The 18,799-nt window shown below is 56.6% G+C and carries 12 protein-coding genes and 3 tRNA genes; 4 read left to right on the forward strand and 11 right to left on the reverse strand.

Features of this window, described 5'->3' with window-relative positions; all coding sequences use genetic code 11:
* Positions 1-54: 54 nt before the first annotated feature.
* From WH298_RS05295 to WH298_RS05305, 3 genes are all read left to right on the forward strand, one after another.
* Positions 55-131: transfer RNA gene (locus WH298_RS05295), tRNA-Met, on the forward strand.
* Between the two features lie 53 nt (positions 132-184).
* Positions 185-261: transfer RNA gene (locus WH298_RS05300), tRNA-Met, on the forward strand.
* A 51-nt stretch (positions 262-312) separates the two neighbouring features.
* Positions 313-389 (forward strand) — tRNA-Met (locus WH298_RS05305).
* A 73-nt stretch (positions 390-462) separates the two neighbouring features.
* Here the strand turns inward: WH298_RS05305 and amiC are convergent.
* Complete coding sequence (gene amiC, locus WH298_RS05310) at positions 463-1,698, reverse strand: N-acetylmuramoyl-L-alanine amidase AmiC (protein WP_180822377.1); 1,236 nt, start codon at positions 1,696-1,698, stop codon at positions 463-465.
* Positions 1,699-1,931: 233 nt separating this feature from the next.
* Between amiC and argA the strand changes: the two genes are divergently transcribed.
* On the forward strand, positions 1,932-3,260 hold the full coding sequence (gene argA, locus WH298_RS05315; RefSeq protein WP_007891884.1) for an amino-acid N-acetyltransferase: 1,329 nt from the start codon (positions 1,932-1,934) through the stop codon (positions 3,258-3,260).
* Positions 3,261-3,357: 97 nt separating this feature from the next.
* Here the strand turns inward: argA and recD are convergent, their stop codons facing one another.
* The 10 genes from recD to lgt all read right to left on the reverse strand — a co-directional run bounded on the left by recD (position 3,358) and on the right by lgt (position 18,791).
* Positions 3,358-5,196, reverse strand: a complete 1,839-nt coding sequence (gene recD, locus WH298_RS05320; RefSeq protein ID WP_180822378.1) for an exodeoxyribonuclease V subunit alpha — start codon at positions 5,194-5,196, stop codon at positions 3,358-3,360.
* Positions 5,193-8,732: an exodeoxyribonuclease V subunit beta gene (gene recB, locus WH298_RS05325; RefSeq protein WP_180822379.1), complete on the reverse strand. Its 3,540-nt coding sequence runs from the start codon at positions 8,730-8,732 to the stop codon at positions 5,193-5,195. The genes recD and recB overlap by 4 nt, the downstream gene beginning before the upstream one ends.
* The gene (gene ptrA / locus WH298_RS05330) at positions 8,729-11,626 is read right to left on the reverse strand and encodes a pitrilysin (RefSeq protein ID WP_180822380.1); all 2,898 of its coding nucleotides are present in this window, start codon (positions 11,624-11,626) and stop codon (positions 8,729-8,731) included. The genes recB and ptrA overlap by 4 nt, the downstream gene beginning before the upstream one ends.
* Positions 11,627-11,733: 107 nt before the next feature.
* Positions 11,734-15,114, reverse strand: coding sequence for an exodeoxyribonuclease V subunit gamma (gene recC / locus WH298_RS05335; protein ID WP_180822381.1), 3,381 nt, complete (start codon positions 15,112-15,114; stop codon positions 11,734-11,736).
* Positions 15,115-15,229: 115 nt separating this feature from the next.
* On the reverse strand, positions 15,230-15,502 hold the full coding sequence (locus WH298_RS05340; protein WP_238344411.1) for a prepilin-type N-terminal cleavage/methylation domain-containing protein: 273 nt from the start codon (positions 15,500-15,502) through the stop codon (positions 15,230-15,232).
* Position 15,503: 1 nt separating this feature from the next.
* The gene (locus WH298_RS05345; RefSeq protein WP_049852631.1) at positions 15,504-15,923 is read right to left on the reverse strand and encodes a DUF2509 family protein; all 420 of its coding nucleotides are present in this window, start codon (positions 15,921-15,923) and stop codon (positions 15,504-15,506) included.
* On the reverse strand, positions 15,920-16,459 hold the full coding sequence (locus tag WH298_RS05350; RefSeq protein ID WP_180822382.1) for a prepilin peptidase-dependent protein: 540 nt from the start codon (positions 16,457-16,459) through the stop codon (positions 15,920-15,922). Before WH298_RS05350 ends, WH298_RS05345 begins: the two co-directional genes overlap by 4 nt.
* Positions 16,450-16,920: a prepilin-type N-terminal cleavage/methylation domain-containing protein gene (locus WH298_RS05355; protein WP_049852629.1), complete on the reverse strand. Its 471-nt coding sequence runs from the start codon at positions 16,918-16,920 to the stop codon at positions 16,450-16,452. The genes WH298_RS05350 and WH298_RS05355 overlap by 10 nt, the downstream gene beginning before the upstream one ends.
* Before the next feature lie 198 nt (positions 16,921-17,118).
* A complete protein-coding gene (gene thyA / locus WH298_RS05360) occupies positions 17,119-17,913 on the reverse strand; it encodes a thymidylate synthase (protein ID WP_180822383.1) in 795 nt (264 codons plus the stop codon).
* Positions 17,910-18,791 carry a prolipoprotein diacylglyceryl transferase gene (gene lgt, locus WH298_RS05365; protein WP_007890935.1) on the reverse strand — a complete coding sequence of 294 codons (882 nt, stop codon included), beginning with the start codon at positions 18,789-18,791 and terminating at the stop codon, positions 17,910-17,912. The genes thyA and lgt overlap by 4 nt, the downstream gene beginning before the upstream one ends.
* Positions 18,792-18,799: the final 8 nt, after the last annotated feature.

Raw genomic sequence — 18,799 nt, forward strand, 5'->3', positions numbered from 1 at the left:
TCTCAAAAAGGGGTTGCATCGCCGCGCGTCCAGAGTATAGTGCGCATCCACGGACGCGGGGTGGAGCAGCCTGGTAGCTCGTCGGGCTCATAACCCGAAGGTCGTCGGTTCAAATCCGGCCCCCGCAACCAATTCTTCTTAAATGAAGAGACAATGTGAAGTGTCGTGTAACGCGTCAGTCGGACGCGGGGTGGAGCAGCCTGGTAGCTCGTCGGGCTCATAACCCGAAGGTCGTCGGTTCAAATCCGGCCCCCGCAACCAATTGTCTTAAGAAGAATACAATGTGAAAAGTCGCTTAATGCGACAGACGGACGCGGGGTGGAGCAGCCTGGTAGCTCGTCGGGCTCATAACCCGAAGGTCGTCGGTTCGAATCCGGCCCCCGCAACCAATCATTTAAACACCTTAACGGGTGTTTTTTTGTTTCTGGCATCCGACAAAAAGCGGCATTTCTGCCGCCCTCCTCAGCGATGTGCCAGCGCCGCACCCTTGTCAAAATACGCCTTAATGCCATGCAGAATCGCCTCAGCCACCTGATGTTGATAACGCGGCGTACGCAGCTTGCGCTCCTCTTCTACATTACTGATAAACGCGGTTTCTACCAGAATGGAGGGAATATCCGGCGCTTTCAGTACCGCAAACCCGGCCTGATCAACGGTACGCTTATGCAGATGATTGATATGTCCCATACGTGATAACACTTCTTTGCCAAACTTCAGGCTGTCACTGATGGTTTGCCGCTGCACCATATCGAACATGGTGTGATCGAGATAACGATCGCCGCTCATGCTGACACCGCCAATCAAATCGGCTTCATTTTGCGTTTGCGCGAGGAAACGCGCCGCCGCCGAAGTAGCGCCGCTGGTCGAGAGCGCAAACACTGAAGAGCCGCGCGCAGCCCGACTGGTAAAGGCATCGGCGTGGATCGAGATAAACAGATCCGCACGCTGCTTACGTGCTTTCGCTACCCTTACGCGCAGCGGGATAAATACATCCTCATTACGCGTCATATAGGCTTTCATATTGCGCTCTTTATCGATTAGCGCCTTCAGATAGCGACCAATCTTCAGCACAATGTCCTTCTCACGCGTTTTGTATTTTCCATGCGCGCCCGGATCTTCTCCGCCATGGCCAGGATCGATCATGATAATAATGGGTCGATCGCGCCCCGCTTTACCCGGCAGCGCCGCCTGCACCGGCTGATCGCGTTCAAGATCGCCCTGATTGTAATCCTGCAGTAATGCCAGTAGCGGATCCTCTTCCCGCGACTGCTGGCTAGGATAGAGATCGACCACTAAACGATGCTTGATACCGGCCACTGGCGCCAGGGTGAAAGTCTTCGGCGCGATGCTGCGTTTCAACTCCAGCACAAGGCGTACCGTGTTGGCGTCAAACTGGCCAACGCGTGCCGTTTTGATATAGGGATCATCCACACGCACCAGTTTATCCACGCCTTTCAGTATCGGATTGATGTGCATATTTTCGATATCAATAACCAGGCGATCGGGATGACTCAGCGTGAACTGCTTGTACTTGAGGGGAACATTCGATTCCAGGGTAACGCGGGAATACGTCGATGATGGCCAGATGCGCACCGCCACAATATGCTGGCTGGCTGCCAGCCCGGTGCGCGTGACGCTAAGCATTAATAGTGCGCCTGCACCCTGTAATAATCGTCGTCGTGTGAAAGCTTCGGACATGCCGCTCCAACTGCTGTGTAATGTCTAAAAAATCGTCACTTGATGGCAAGAAGGCGAAAACTTTATTCGATGAGAAATGTCTTGTCTTGCCGGAAAACCCAGATAATGCAGTCTGTTAGCGCGTGTTGCATCAGGAAAATCGTAAAGTAACGTCAGGCCCGGCGCTTGCATTAATGGGCAAAACAGCATAAAAATACGAAAATTACGAATAAAAATGCAAAGAGGGTTTTGCCGTGAAGGAACGTAGTACAGAACTGGTTCAGGGTTTTCGCCATACCGTTCCCTATATAAATACCCACCGCGACAAGACATTTGTCATCATGTTAGGTGGCGAGGCCATCGAGCATGAGAACTTCTCTAGCATCGTCAATGATATCGGTCTGCTGCATAGCCTTGGCATTCGTTTAGTGGTGGTCTACGGTGCGCGTCCGCAGATTGATGCCAGCATGGCCCAGCAACAGCTGGAACCGATTTACCACAAACACACACGCGTCACCGATGCGCAATCGCTCGAGCTGGTGAAGCAGGCCGCCGGCCGCTTACAGCTGGATATCACCGCGCGTCTGTCGATGAGCCTCAACAACACGCCGCTGCAAGGCGCGCATATTAATGTGGTGAGCGGTAACTTCATTATCGCGCAGCCGCTGGGCGTGGATGATGGTGTCGATTACTGCCACAGCGGCCGTATCCGTCGTATTGATGAAGAAGCGATTCATCGCCAGCTGGACAACGACGCCATTGTGCTACTCGGTCCGGTTGCGGTTTCTGTCACCGGTGAAAGCTTCAATCTGACTTCAGAAGAGGTGGCAACGCAGCTGGCGATTAAGCTCAAGGCAGAGAAGATGATTGGTTTCTGCTCCGAGCAGGGCGTGACCAATCGTGAAGGCGCCATTATTTCCGAACTGTTCCCGAATGAAGCACAGGCGCGTATCGACGAGATGGAGAGCGACGGCGATTTTCTCTCTGGCACCGTACGTTTCCTGCGCGGCGCGGTAAAAGCCTGCCGCAGCGGCGTGCGCCGTAGTCATCTGATTAGCTATCAGGAAGACGGTGCTTTGCTGCAAGAGTTGTTCTCGCGCGACGGGATCGGTACGCAGATTGTCATGGAGTCCGCCGAGCAAATTCGTCGTGCTAACATCAATGATATCGGCGGCATTCTGGAATTGATTCGCCCGCTGGAGCAGCAAGGGATTCTGGTGCGCCGTTCACGCGAACAGTTGGAGATGGAAATCGATAAATTCACCATCATTCAGCGTGATAATCTCACCATTGCCTGCGCAGCGCTCTACCCTTTCCCCGATGAACAGATTGGCGAGATGGCTTGCGTCGCGGTGCATCCGGATTACCGCAGCTCGTCACGTGGCGAACTGCTGTTGGATCGCGTAGCGTTACAAGCGCGCCAGATGGGTCTCAAGAAGCTGTTCGTATTAACCACGCGCAGCATTCACTGGTTCCAGGAGCGCGGTTTCACGCCGGTGGATATTGAATCGCTGCCTGAGAGCAAAAAGCAGATGTACAACTATCAGCGCCGTTCAAAGGTGCTGATGGCGGATTTGGGTTAGCACTTGCTGGTGGGCATTTATGCGCATCGGGAAGAGGTCGCCATGAATGGCGACCCTACGGTGCATTTGTAGGGGCGGCATTGATGCCGTCCTGGGTTTATTCCTCGCTTAACCGCTCGAGTAATCCGCTGCGTCGCTGGGTACGCAACTGCACCGCGCGGCGGAACACACTGTCATCGCTGTATAACGTCAGCTGCTTACGCGCACGGGTAATCGCGGTGTAAATCAGTTCACGGGTTAGCACCGGTAGAAACTGTGCCGGCATCACCAACGCCGTGTGATCAAACTCCGACCCCTGCGATTTATGTACCGTCATTGCCCACGCGGTATCGTGTGTGGGTAAACGACTTGGCTGTACCGCTTTAATGCTGCCATCCGGCAATGGGAAGAACACTTTTAGCAGGCCTTCATCGTCGAACAACGTAATGCCAATATCACCGTTAAACAGACCCAGCGCGCTATCGTTGCGCGTCACCATCACCGGACGTCCCTGATACCAACGACTGCCGCCGGTGGGACGACGAATCAACTGCAGTTGTATGAGTTTCTGCTCAATACGCTGATTCAACCCCTGCACCCCAAAGGGTCCTTCGCGCAGCGCGCACAGCAGCTGATAACGGCCAAACGCCGCAATAATCTCCGCCGCATCTGCCCGCTGGCTAATTAACCTGAGGAAAGGTTGATAGCCTGCGGCAATCTCCGTCAGCATCGCCTGATAAGCATCACTATCATTCAGCGGTTGACGGGTGATATCGCTGAATCCCGCCTGAAACGCCGCTTCCACGGCTTTTGCATCTCCCGCGTTGACGGCGCTGGCCAACTGGCCGATGCCGGAATTAGCGTCAAAGCGGTAACTTTTACGCAGCAGGCAAATCGCATCGCGCACAGCGGGGGCGCTGACATCATCATTGCCCGCCACCGCACAGCCGGTGAGTTCGCTGAGTTGTGCTGCACGCGTAGGGCTATAACCCGCTTCGGCACAGCGGCAGATATCACCCAGCACCGCGCCCGCTTCAACGGATGCCAGCTGATCGCGATCGCCAAGAAAAATTACCCGCGCCTGCGGTGGCAGGGCGGCAATGAGATTGGCCATCATGCCAAGATCCACCATCGAGGCTTCATCTACCACCAGCACATCCAGATGTAACGGATTTCCTGCGTGATAGCGCAAGCGCTGCGTTTCCGGCTGCGCGCCTAACAAACGGTGTAACGTGGTGGCATCAGCGGGGAAGCGCTGACGCTCCATCTCGCTGACCGGCAACTTCTGCAGCGCTTTACCGAGTGATTCGGTAAGACGCGCCGCCGCTTTTCCGGTTGGTGCGGCTAACTGAACCCGCAGCGCACCTTCGCTGAGACGGATCAGCGCGGCCAGCAGTTTTGCCACGGTGGTGGTTTTCCCGGTCCCTGGACCACCAGAAATCACCGCCGTTTTCTGCGTCAGCGCCACGGCAGCCGCAATTTTCTGCCAGTTATCCGGTTCGGTGCCAAATAGCTGATCCAGCACGGCTCTTACCTGCTGAGGTGCAAAAGGCTGTGCTGCCGACTGTGACTGAAAGAAGTGTGCTACCTGCCCTTCGTTGTGCCAGAGACGATGCAGGTAAAGACGATCTTCGCTTAATACAATCGGCGCCGCCTGCTCGCTATCACTGAGCGCAGACCAGCCGTTCAACAACGCAGGCCAATCCTGCGGCTCTCCCGCCGCTTGCCAGATAGCGTGCGCCAATTCTGGATGACGCCCCTTGAACAGATTGTCACGGCTGAGCTGCGTCAGCGGCAAACAGACATGCCCATCCCCGGCTTCGGCACTTAGGCATGCCGCCAGAAGCAAGCGCGCCGGCTGATCGTCATCGGCCAGCAGTTGGGCAAACTGAACGTCCAATGAGCGCAGCAAGCGCAGCTCAGCCGCCTGGGATAAAAGCGCTGTCATGCTGCTCATGCTGACTCTCCTGGCCCGCGAAACAGGCTATCCAGTTGTGATACAAAGTCGAAAGTGGGACGCGTGTGGAACACGCCGTTATTGGGCGAGCTGCCGTCCATGCCACGCAGGAAGAGATAGAAAACGCCGCCGAAGTGCTGCTCATAGTCGTAATCCGGCACACGATGCTGTAAATAGCGGTGCAGCGCCAACGTGTAGAGCTGGTACTGCAAATCATAGCGATGATCGATCATTGCCTGCGCCATTGCCTGCGGCGTATAAGCTTCGTGGCTGTCGCCAAGCCAGTTGGATTTATAATCCAGCAGATAGTATTTACCCTGCCAGCGGAAGACCAGATCAATAAAGCCCTTCAGCATGCCCTGCACCTGACGGAAATCCAGCGGCGGAGCCTGAGCCGATAACGCATCCTGGGAGATCAACGCGCTCAGTTCATGCGCGGTCAGCACATTATCAATCGGCAGATAGAACGCCATCTCCACCAAACGATCGCTGCTCTGCACCTGCGCCAAATGAATGCCCTGCGCATTCAGCGGCGTGCTCAGCACGCGCGTGATCCACTCGCTCAGCATCGGTTGCCAGTGCAGCGGATAGCCATTTTGTTGCAGATGCTGCGCCAGTTTCTCCTCGCTGGGCGGTTGCGGGAAATCCAGCGACTCGAACAACTCATGCAAAAATGTGCCGGGTGCGGCGCCGCGCGGAAAATGGTGTGGCGTCAAGGCGGCTTCCCGCTCTTCTTCAAGATCCTCTTCGCCCGCCGCTTCAACATCGAAGTTCGGCATCACATCGAGTAAGCGATGCGAACTGTGCTGCTGTAAACCGGAATAGCTGGTCACACGCCAGGGATCGGCCAGTACTCGCGTCACAGCACGTGCGCCCAGCGCGCTATCGGCGACCGCATCGACCTGCCAGCGCTCGGCATCAATGTCATCCGCCAGCACCACGTCAGTGCCCGCTGCGTCCATTTCATGCAGTAATGTAGCGAGCTGTTCAGCCGTCGCCGCCTCGCCGCGTTGCAGCAGGAACCCGAGCGCGCTTTTGTGCAAATCGCTCGCACCTTCTTTTTTGCGCGTGCCACGAAACAGTGTCGCCACGCCAACGCTGCAGTGAAAGATCGAGCGGGTCAACGCCACGTAGAGCAGGCGCAGATCTTCCGCCAGACGTTCCTGTTCAGCCAACGCCAGGCTCTCCTCATCGGCTTGCAGATCCAGTACTGCGTTGAAGTTCTCACGATCGTGATACAGCGCGGTATCCGCTTCACGGAACCCGGCGGCAAACGGCAGCCACACCAGCGGATATTGCAGACCTTTGGATTTATGAATGGTAACAATCTGCACCAGATGGCGATCGCTCTCCAGACGCAGCTGCTGGCTAGCCGACTGGCTATCCGGACGCGCAATCTGCTGTGCCAGATGGCGCACCAGCGCATGCGGGCTATCCAGCTGCGCAGCCGCCTCCTGCAACAATTCACCCAGGTGCAGTAAATCGGTCAGGCGCCGTTCGCCATTGTCCGAAGCCAGCAGATTTTCGGCCAGCTGACGCTCCAGCATCATTTCACGCAGCATCGGCAACACGCCGCGCTGCTGCCACACCAGTTGCCAACGGGCAAAGGTGTCAACCAGTTCGTCCCAGCCGCGCGCATCCTGATCCAGCGCATCAAGTTGTGAGGCATCAAAGGCAAACAGCGAGGTAGCCAGCGCGGTGCGCAGCATACGCTCCTGCTCCGGTGCCAGCACGGCTTGCAGCAGCCACAACAGTTCGCGCGCTTCCGGCGTGGTGTAGACGCTGTCGCGGTTCGAGAGGTAAACCGACGGGATGCCGAGAAGATTCAATGCTTCGCGAATCAGGTTGGCTTCGTTACGGCTGCGCACCAGCACCGTAATATCCGAGGCTTGCACCGGCCGCAACGCCGCTGCTTTACCCAGCATCGCGCGCTGCTGCTGTCCCGCCTGCAACCAGCGACTAATATCAGCAGCACACTGCTGCGCCATCCTTTGCTGATAATCGCCCACGCTGCAGCCGTCACCCGGCTGCAGCCAGAAGCGCAATGCCGCTTGCTCAACCTGGTCGATACTGAGCGACAGCTGCTGATTAGGGGGCGCGAAGTGCACCGGCAGGAACGGAATATCGGCAAACAAGAATGGCGCGTCGAGGCGCGCAAACAGCTGGTTGACGCTGTTGACCATTGCTGGCGAGGAGCGCCAGTTGGTATCCAGCGTGTAGTGCGCGCTCACTTCACTACGCGCGCGAATGTAGGTAAAGATATCCGCGCCACGAAACGCATAGATCGCCTGCTTCGGATCGCCAATCAGCAGTAGCGCATGGGCTGGCTGATTGATATACAGCGTGCGGAAAATACGGTATTGCAGCGGATCGGTATCCTGAAACTCATCGATCAACGCGACCGGAAAACGCTGGCGGATAGCCTGCGCCAGCTGCTCGCCGCCAGGCTGCTGTAGCGCTTCGTCAAGGCGGCTTAACAGGTCATCAAAACCGAGTAGCGCCTGCTGCCGTTTCTCTTTGCGTACTGCCGCTCGCACCTCGACCAGCGCTCGCGCAATCACTAAATCGCGCAGCGAAAGCGGCTGCGCGAGGAAGCTGTCGATGGCGTCGAATAAAGCATGATGCGGCGGATTGCCCTTCTTAGTCTTCTCTTCAAGCATGCGCTGGCCAAAACGCGCCAGTTCGGCGGGCACCTGATAGTCGCGCGTTTCGCTTTGCGCCCAGAAACTCACCTTGTTGACCCAAACCGGCAAATTTTTGCTGCTGTAGCTGCGCTTATCCACATCGGATTGACCGACCAGCGCCAGCACCTCTTCACCCGCCGCCTGCCATTGCGCTTTCATGGCGGCGATACGCGCCAGGTTTTCGCTGTGGCGCGAGGCCAGCGTTTCACTGTCGGCCGGCGGCAGGCGCAGGCCAGGTGATTCGCCCTGCAACCACGGACGCAACGTCGCCAGTAGCTGCTCCGGACCGCTCCATTCGCTGACGATCACGCGCGCCACATCCAGCGTTAGCGGATAGCAGTGACGACGCCAGAAATCGGCCGTCGCCTGACGCAGCAACAGCTGCTCATCTTCAATCAGCTGTTGTTCAAACAACATTCCCGACTCAAAGGCATTGAGATTGAGCATGCGCTGGCAGAAGCCGTGAATCGTGAAAATCGCCGCCTCATCCATTTGACGTTCGGCGGCCAACAGCAGCGAAGCCGCATCAGCAGGCTGCGGAATCTCCTGCAACAGTTGCATCAGCATCGGATTGCCGCTGACGCCGCGCAGGCAGGCCAATCGCAGCTCGTGGATGTTGGCACGAATACGTCCACGCAGCTCGGCGGTAGCAGCCTCGGTAAAGGTCACCACCAAAATTTCTTCTACCGACAGCGGACGGGAATACGCATTTTGTCCACCTAACCCGAGCAGCAGGCGCAGATAGAGCAGACCGATGGTAAAGGTCTTGCCTGTTCCGGCTGAGGCTTCAATCAGACGCTCACCGCGCAGCGGCAGCGTCAGGGGATTGAGGGTTTCAGGTAACAAACTCATTGCGCATCACTCTTCACTGGCAATGATTGCTGCAATTTCTGCACCTCATCCCAGGTGGTCCAGCCCGGCAATGGCGCGTAGTCATCTTTGGTTGAGCCATCATGGTTACCGCCAACCTGCGAAATCATCGCCATGCCTTGTTGCGCTAACACCGCCTGATGGAAGAAGTCGGCCAGACCCGCTGGCGTCAGCTTTTGAATTTGCTCAATCGCTTTTTCACGCGTATCGAAAGCAAAGTTCTGCCGCTTAAAGTCACGGTTAAAGCGGTTCGCCTCTTCATCCAGCGTCTGCGGGCGCTGCTTCATATCATTGATCAGCGCCTGCTGATACTGCGCGAAATCTTCCGATTTCATGTTGCGCAGGCGCTGTTCAGCCTGCGGATAAAATGCCTCGAAGCGTTGCAGTAAGAAGGCAGGTTGTTTGCTGTTGCTTTGCAATAAGAAACCGATCCCCCATTGGCGACCAATCGGCATCTGATAGGCAAACACGGCATAACCGAGCTGCTCTTCGGTACGCAGCTGATTGTAGAACCAGGGCTGCACAATCTGGCTGAGCATGGTGCTGTTCGCCATACTGGCATATTCGCTATACCCCAGCGGCACATAGAGCGCCGCCAGCGCCGAGTCGGTGCTGCTGCCCGCTTTCTGCAGGTTCGCTTTCATCGCTTTATCTACCAGCACATAATCACTGTGCCAGTAGCCGTGACCGTCGCTCTGCAACTGCTGTTTGAGTTCATCACCCAGCTGTGTAACGCGATCCGCTGAGAGATTGCCCACCACCATCATCTCTGGCGTGGCGTGATGAATCAGCGCATCGCGGTAATCAGTGACCTCTTTCAGCGTGATGTCTTTCACCAGTTTGCGGCGCGTTTCACGCTGGGTATAAGGCAGCTGCGACAGCATCTGCATCGGTTGAATGGCTTGCTCAAACGCTTTGCCTTTTTCGGCGGCTTCCAGGCGGTCCAGATACCATGATTTGGCCTGCTCCAACTGCTGTTGATCCGGCTTAAAGGTGGCATAGCCTTCCACCAGTTTTTTCAGCAACTCCGGCAAACGTTGGGTAAAGCCGCTGGCGCTAAACACGATGCCATCATCTTCGCCAGTGGAGAAGCTGATGCCGCCAACCGATGCCTGCGAGTTCAACTCATCCAGTGCCAGACTGGAGAGATAGTCATTCAAACCAAACAGCACCTGCTGACGGGCATCGCTAATCGCGGCTTTATTGCGCAGCGCTAAGGTGATGGCAGCTTTGGGTTCACTGGCGAAAATCTGGCTTGGCATCCAGTAGATGCGCATGCTGTCGCCATTGGTGAGCGCGACCGGATGATCGTAAGTTTTACCTGCGGAAGGCATGATGGCGAAATCAGACGGAATATAGGGATTCAGGGTTGGCATCGACAGCTGGAGCTGGCTGGCTCGCTGTTGCCAGTCACTGAACTGCGCGTCACTAATTTTATCCACCTGATACGGCGCATTCACAAAGTAAGCTTCTTTGTTATGCGGCTCCTGCGGGCTGATATACCAGATGCGCGCATTCTGCGGCGTCATTTCATCAAGACGCGCTTTGATGGCTGCGGGATCGAATTGATCGGCCAGATAGGGCGCATCCAGCGTGTGTTCAACCGGCACCCGCAGCATGGTATCCACCAACCATTCGATGTAATCCATATCGCGCGTGATCGACGGATAGCGGAAATCCAGCGCTAGCACGTGAGAAACTTCATCAAAGTAATCTTTGCTGATGCCCTTATTACGCAGCATATCGAGATAGTTAAATACGGCGGCGACCACCTCATCGCGCTGCGCCAGACCTTTATCGGTCAACGACACGCTGATGGCGAACACGCCGCTGTTACGCTCGGTCATGGGATCGGCACCGGCACTGACGCCGTCCGACAGGCCCTGCTTTTGCAGCCAGTCATTGAGGGTATTTTTGCTGCGATTGCCGAGGATATAGCTGATCAGCGTGTCGGTTTTACTGCGGAACCGATCGCTGTTATTAGGAATGCGGAACTCAATTTTTAACTGCTTGCGCGGCTGAGCCGGCACGTAGTGAATGATAATGCCCTTCTGCGCATCGGTCACCACCGGTACGTCGATCTTCGGTATCGTGGTCTGATGATTAGCGACAAGACCAAAAGTTTTTGCCGCAATGTCGGCCATCTCCGGCAGCGGTTTATTACTGTAAATCACCGCCTTCATCAGGTTGGCCGAATAATGGCTGCGGTAAAAATCGGTCAACGCCTGATGCAATTTGCTGTCTGGTTTATCACTTAACGTATCCAGATTACCGCCAGAATAGCGTGAGCCGGGATGGGCCGGATTAAGGGTTTCAGCCCCAACCTGCGCCATGCGCAAACCATCGCGTGAGCGGGCCATGGTGAGTTCGGCATTGACGGCATGGCGCTCACGATCGGCATTGACCGGATCGAGCAGCGGCTCAGCAATCGCATCGGCCAGACGATCTACCGCGGGCTGCAGCGCATCGTTCTCCACTTCCAGATAGAACGCCGTGCGATAGGACGCGGTGCTGGCGTTGTGGCTGCCGCCGTGTTTTTTCAAGAATTCGGCAAGGTTATCAGGCTGCGGATAACGCTTAGACCCCATCAGCACCATGTGCTCGAGATAGTGCGCCAGACCCAGTTGCTGATTGGGATCATCCAGCGAACCAATCGGCAACGTCAGTGCTGCCAGAGATTTCGGCGCGTCCTTGTCTGAGACCAGCAGTACGGTCATGCCGTTGCTTAAGGTAATCGCCTGGTAACTGCGTGGATCGTGATCGCTTTTACGAATGGTTTCATTGATGGGTTGCCAGCCGCGATCGGTATCGGCAAAGGCATTCAGCGCCAACGTGCTCAGCAGCAGCGCTCCTATACAGCGTGCGTAGATCCGCATTTAAACCCCTTACGTTACCCTTTTCCGCTGGCTGTGTGTCCAGCGGTGAAATAGAAAAACTTTTTTATAGTGTTGGGAACAGCTTCGAACCAAGCCGCGCCCGATTGCTAATCATCATGTTGATGCGCGAGACGCACCGGTAAATACCATTGGCGTGCGGCGGCAGTCATTGCCTCTACCGTCGCTTCATCCAGTGTACGGCTAAGGCGCTGCAGATAGGGATCGCTGCCCTCGCCTTCCACCTGGAAACCACCCTGCCAGGCTTGCAGCAGTTTGTTAAGTGCCTTTTTCTGCGTTGCTTCGTCTTCCAGCAGCTGGTGAGTCTTGCTATCAAAGCTCGCCTCCAGCCAGGCACCGCCAGACTTGTTCAGCAGCATCAGCGGCTGAACCAACCCGGCCTGATAACCTGCAACGTACTCATTGAGCAGCGCTAACGCCTGTTCGGATGCCAGCGCAGTGAAGCGCCAATGGCTTTGCTTGCGCCCGTACATGCGGCTTTCACCCGTACCGCCTAGCGCGCAATACACCAGATGCTCCAGCCATAACAGCAGGCCATCATTCATATTGAGTACGCCCGGACGCCAGCGTAGCAGCCCATCAGCTTGCACCTGAGTCAGCCAACCGGTCAATTGCACCTCAGCCAACTTCAGGTTGATCTCCCAACTCTCGGCCGGCTGGCGCTGACCACTCACTTCAGCCGCCACTTCCTGCATCTCTTCGGTCTGGCTCTGCCAGAAAAGTTCCCCGAATGGGCCATAAGGCAGATTGCCCGCGGCGCGATGGCGGGCATACAGCTGCGCCGGATCGTCACCGTTGACCAGCGTGTTCAACAGCTGGGCGTTAATTTGGTAGCGCTCCAGGCTGTCCGGCGCGAACGGTTCGCTGTCGGGCAGTTCACTCTCCTCCATCCAGAAGGCAACCCCTAAGCGCTGCTGGAACCAGGCGCGCACCGGATGTCGCCAGAAGCGTAGCAGTTGTTCCAGCGACAAGGTCTCTAACGGCACGGCAGGTAATGGCTGTACGAAATGCGGCTGCGCCACACCGCTGCCGCTGGCCGCTGGCAGCCACTCGGCGGCAAAACTTTGGCCTTGTGCGCCCGGCTGGAAGTTCTCAGCGGCAAAGGGCATACGGCTATGCAGCTTCTGCAGGTGTTCGCGTACGCGCTGCTCGCTGACATCAGGTTCACAGGCTTCATCGCCCGGCAAACGGAAACTCTGCCCAAGATAATCCACCAGCTCACTCACCAATACCGACGGATAGCGCTCCGTGTTGTCCTGAATTGCCCGGCCGATATAGCTGATGTACAGCTGCTGCTGCGCCGAAATCAGCGCTTCGAGGAACAGATAGCGGTCATCATCGCGGCGGCTACGATCGCCTTTACGCATCTGCTGCTGCATTAAATCAAAGCCCAGAGGCGCTAAGGTACGCGGGTAAACGCCGTCGTTCATTCCCAACAAGCACACTACCTTGAAAGGAATGGAGCGCATCGGCATCAGCGTACAGAAGTTGATTGGACCGGCGAGGAAACGCTGGCTAATTCGCTGCTGATCGAGGCGCGAACGCAGTTCATCACGCAACAACGTAACCGGAATGGGCTGTTGATAGGCCGCCTGCATGCCTTGTTCGATAATCTGCTGCCACTGTGTTTCGACCAGCAGCAGCGCGGCTTCACTTTCAGCATCACCGCTGAAGAAGTTTTCAATCAGTTCCCGACACAACGGCATCCACTCGGCTAACGAGCGCTCTTCGGCCAGACGGGCGCGCCACTGTTCAAGTCGCGACAGTAATTCGGCCAGATGCCCCGCCAGCTCGGCGATCAATCCACTGGATTCGTCATACGGCAGAATGCCTTGCCAGTCGCCATTTCTGCTCTCTAGCGCATAGCCCAGCAGCATGCGCTGCAGACCAAAGCGCCAGGTATGTTGCCCGGTAACCGGCAGTGCCAGTGCTTCAACGCTGGCATCATCTAATCCCCAGCGAATACCCGATTCCATCACCCAGCGACGCAGCAGACGCAGGCCGCTTTCATCCACTGAGAAACGCTGCGCTAACGCCGGAACTTCCAGCAGCGCCAGCACATCTTCCGAGGCAAAACGGCTCTCCGGCAGCGCCAGTAAACTGAGCAGGGCCAGAATCGCCGGGTGCGCCTGGCTGGCGCGCCGGTCCGAGATGGCAAAAGGTAAATAACGTTCACTCGGCGCGCTGGCAAAAGCGGCCTGAATGAAAGGTGCATAGCTGTCGATGTCGGCCACCATCACAATGATGTCGCGTGGCTTAAGCGCGGGATCGGCTTCCATTAGCGTCAGCAGATGATCCTGCAGCACTTCGACCTCGCGCTGAGCGCTGTGACAGACCTGCAGCGTGATCGAACGATCTTGCGGATCGAGCAGGCGCTTCTCGCGGCTGTCGGCCAGCTCTCCGGCGTTTAACCCGATCACCGCTTTATCATCCAGGTTGAGCAGGTCCGCTTGCAGGCTGTGAAGCAGGTTGTCCTGCGACATTTCCACGAAGGCATCAATATCGTTGGCAGCAGATTCCATCTGGCTCAGTAAAAACAGATTATCGCGCCCGAGTTTGCCCCAGGATGCCAGCAGTGGATTGGTTAACTGCTGCTCGCCGAGGTCATTAAACAGTGCTGAGGCGCCGGTCGGATCGCGGAAGAGTGGCTGCAATTCATCCGATTGAATGCGGCGCCGCTGGCGGCTTTGCAGCTTCGCCAGGAAGGCGTAATCCTGAATGTCGCCCCAGTAGTGGCGGCAGGGATTGGTGAACAGCAGATGAATATCGATGTGCCGACCTAGCGCCTCCAGCGCCTGCAAGTAGACCGGCGGCAGCGCGGAGATACCACAAATGAACACGCGTTGTGGCAGACCGGGCGGTGGCGTATCTGCCTGCTCAAGCTTATGGATAAAGCGAGCATAGAGATTGGCACGATGCCACATCGGCTGGCCCAGACTCTCCGTGAAGTTGACCAGATCGCACCAGAGCGGTGCCTGCCACTGTTGTGATTCGCCTAAGCCATCAATCAGCTCGCCGCGCTCCCAGCTGTTGAGCCAGTCCGAGCGATACACCAGATATTGGTCAAAGAGATCGGCCACGCGGGCGCTGAGCTGATACAGCTTGCGCTTGTCATCGTCGTCATTGAGATAGTGGCGCAGCGGCTGAAAAGCCTCTTGCTCCAGCAGTGTCGGCAGCCGATGCATTAGCTTCCAGCTCATGCTGGCTTTGGTGAAGGCGCTCTCCTCAGGAATATCAGGCAGCACCTTAACGAACATGTTCCAGATAAAACTGGCGGGCAGCGGGAAATCAATGTTGGCGGCAATACCGAAACTGTTGGCCAGCTCCATTTGCAGCCACTGTGCCATTCCCGGGCTTTGCACTAGCACCTGCTCAGCAGCAAGCGGATCGGCCAGCGGTTGGTTTTCAATCAGAATGCCTGCCAGATTTTTCAACAGATCAAGCTGATTGGAATGATAGACCCGGAACATAATTCTCCTTCAAAGATATACCCGTCATACTTCATGCCGCAGGTGCGTTGGCTGCACGCACGCAGCCGAGCCACTCTACCGTTTATCGCCATTGATGCCTACCGCTGAGGCCATCTCAGCGGCAATTGAGCTGCCCTAAAGAGGCCGAACGCTGTTGTGGTCCCGTAACCGTGACGCGCTCCAGCGTACAGCCACTGCCCAGGCTCTGCTGCTGGCGCTGGCTTTGCCAGCCCTCAACCTCATGGCCAAGCAGCGCCTGACCGGCAACATGCCAGGCTTGACGCTGCTGCCACTGTAGGCTGAAGCCCAGCGCCAGCGCGCGATGGTATTGCAGCAACGTGCTGATGGTCATCGCCAGCAATAACATCGCCACCAGCGTTTCTGCCAAACTAAAGCCCTGCTGCTGGCTGACACAGCTCCGGCTGCGACAGGGGACAGTAATCAATCCAGCCATGCTCTTGCGGCTGCGGCTGCGTGTTGCGCATCGATACCCAACGATAAAGCCACAGCGCCTGCCCTTCTCCATGTCCTGATAACAACGCATTGTCATCCTCCATTCTTAACAAGCAACTTTGCCACTGTTCTGCCGCCCACTGCTGGCATTGCCAGCCGGTTGCCAGCGGCCAGTTTTGTACGCTACCCCATGCTAATGCAGCCTGCGCCTGCCAGAAATCCTTACTGTGCTGCTGCTCATCAGCCACTAACACCATGCTTTGCGACAGCTGGCTGCGCGTCGCGTGCAGCGTCAATCCGCCCATCAGTAACATCATCAGCACCATGCCCAGCGTGCTATTGCCGCGTTGCTTCACAGATTGATTCCTTCAATCCAGTTTTCCAGCGCCACACTTTGGTTACCGACGTGTCCGGCCAGCTGCAGGATAAGGCGCGAGCCTTGGCGTTCGACTTTGAAGGCATCAAGCGTGAGAAAGGCCGGATCGGACAGTTTCTCCCAGCCGCTGCTGTTGCACTCATCCACGCCACGCTGCATTTCAAGCTGCCCACTGCGCAGTCGATAGCCGTAATAATCACTTTCGCTGTGGCCCACGCCCTCCCAGCGACCATTGCTGTTTTCATCCCAGCGCAGCAATACGCAGCTGCCGTTAGCGACCAGCGTCAATGCCGAACCAGTGCACTGACCGTGACAATAACCTGCACGGCGCAATGCCTTTTGCAGCGTATGGGCGATCTGCTGCAGTTCCTGTTGTAACTGCACGCGCTGTTGCAGGCGCAGATTCTGCTCGAGCAGCAGCGGCAAAAAACGCCCGACGCTAATCATCAATACCGCGCCAATCGCCATGGCAATCAGCATCTCCAGCAGACTGAAACCGCTCTGCGTTATTCGCATCCTTTCTCTCCCGGCTGGCAGGCGCGGATGCGTGCTCTGGCAGAGATGATTAAACGCCAGCGCCCGGCATCGCTGGCGAGATCGATGCTGCCAGGGCGCGCGACATCGCGCCGACCGTAGAAACCGACGTCACCGGTGATGGCGACGATACGCACGCTGTCATGCGGCGGCTTATACAGCCAGCGTGATGGCAGCGCGCAGCCCTCCGCGGGCTTTGCTCCTGCGCCAAGACAACCGTTCTCGCCTGGCTGCAACCACAGCGTAAGATCGCGATTATGCCAGTTGGCATGGGCACGCAGCCGCAGCAGGAATCCCTGCAATTGCAGCACGCTGTCGCGCAGCTGTTGGTACTGCTGCCAGCGCTGCCAGCCTTGTAAGGCACCCACGCTGAGGATGCCAGCGATCACCATCACTAATAACAGTTCAGGCAAGGTGAAGCCGTGGTTATCGTTTCTGTTCATGGCGGCTAATTTGCCCGCCGAGAGGATGCCCAACAAGCGGCAGAGTGACGCGTTGGGGAACGCTGCGCAGGGAATCGCTGGGATGTGCAGAGAGATACAGATTTTTGCGAGGCGGATTCAGAATTGAGGTGCGGTTGGGGATTGAGCTGCGGTTGAGTCGTGGTCGCCATGAAGGGCAACCACGACGGGTAAAAATAGTTAAATCGCTACGGGCGCTTTAATCGCTGGATGCGGATCGTAGCCTTCAATCTCGAAATCGTCGAACTGATAGTCGAAGATTGAGGCCGGTTTACGCTTGATCACCAGCTTCGGCAGCGGACGCGGTTCACGCGTCAATTGCAGACGCGCCTGCTCAAGGTGGTTGCTATACAGATGCGTGTCGCCGCCAGTCCAGACGAAATCACCCACTTCGAGATCGCACTGCTGCGCCACCATATGCACCAGCAGCGCATAGCTGGCGATATTGAAAGGCAGACCGAGGAAGATGTCGCACGAGCGCTGATACAGCTGGCAAGAGAGCTTGCCGTTGGCAACGTAGAACTGGAAGAAGGCATGGCAAGGCGCCAGCGCCATCTGATCCAGTTCGCCGACGTTCCACGCCGAAACGATGATACGGCGGGAATCCGGGTCGCGCTTCAGCTGCTCAATCACTTTGCTAATCTGATCAATCTCTTCGCCCGAAGCGCTGCCCCAGCTGCGCCACTGCTTACCGTACACCGGGCCAAGATCGCCGTTCTCATCCGCCCACTCGTCCCAAATCGTCACCTTGTTGTCTTTCAGATAACCGATGTTGGTGTCGCCTTTGAGGAACCATAGCAGCTCATGAATGATCGAGCGCAGATGCACTTTCTTGGTGGTAACCAGCGGAAAACCGTCCTGCAAATTGAAACGCATCTGGTGGCCAAAGATGGAGAGCGTGCCGGTTCCGGTGCGGTCGGCCTTTTCTGCGCCTTCATTCAGCACATGTTGCATTAGGTCCAGATACTGTTTCATTTTACCTCACGAGTTTGTTGCTGCGGACGACGACGATACGCCCAAATCATCATTATCACCCCGGCCAGAATCATCGGGATCGACAGAATTTGTCCCATGCTGACGCCGCCTTCGAACAGGCCAAGCTGCGCATCCGGCTGGCGGAAGAATTCAACGATGATGCGGAATGCGCCGTAGCCAATCAGGAACAAGCCAGAGACGCTGCCCATCGGACGCGGCTTGCGAATAAACAGGTTCAGGATGATGAACAGCACGATGCCTTCAAGGCATAGCTCATACAGCTGTGACGCATGACGCGGCAGCACGCCGTAGGTATTCAGCAAATCCTGGTACTGCGGATTATTCGCCGCCAGCGCGATATCTTCGCTGCGTGAGCCCGGGAACAGCATGGCGTATTTGAAGTCTGGTGCCACGCGGCCCCACAGTTCACCGTTGATAAAGTTGCCAAGACGACCAGCACCCAAACCAAACGGGATTAGCGGCGCAATAAAATCAGCCACCTGGAAGAAGGTACGTTTGGTACGGCGTGCGAAGATCAACATCACCACGATGACGCCAATCAAGCCGCCATGGAACGACATACCGCCATCCCAAACCTTAAACAGATACAGCGGATTCTCAAGGAATAGCGGCAAGTTATAGAAAAGCACATAGCCGATGCGGCCGCCGAGGAAGACGCCGAGGAAGCCCGCGTACAGCAGGTTCTCCACTTCTTCTTTTTTCCAGCCGCTGCCCGGTTTGTTGGCACGACGCGTCGCCAGCCACATGGCAAAGATAAAGCCCACCAGGTACATCAAGCCGTACCAGTGAAGCGAAACCGGTCCGATAGAGAAAATTACCGGATCGAATTGGGGAAACGAAATGTAGCCGTCAGTCATCTTTCACC

Source organism: Pantoea nemavictus (genome assembly GCF_037479095.1).
GTDB lineage: Bacteria > Pseudomonadota > Gammaproteobacteria > Enterobacterales > Enterobacteriaceae > Pantoea > Pantoea nemavictus.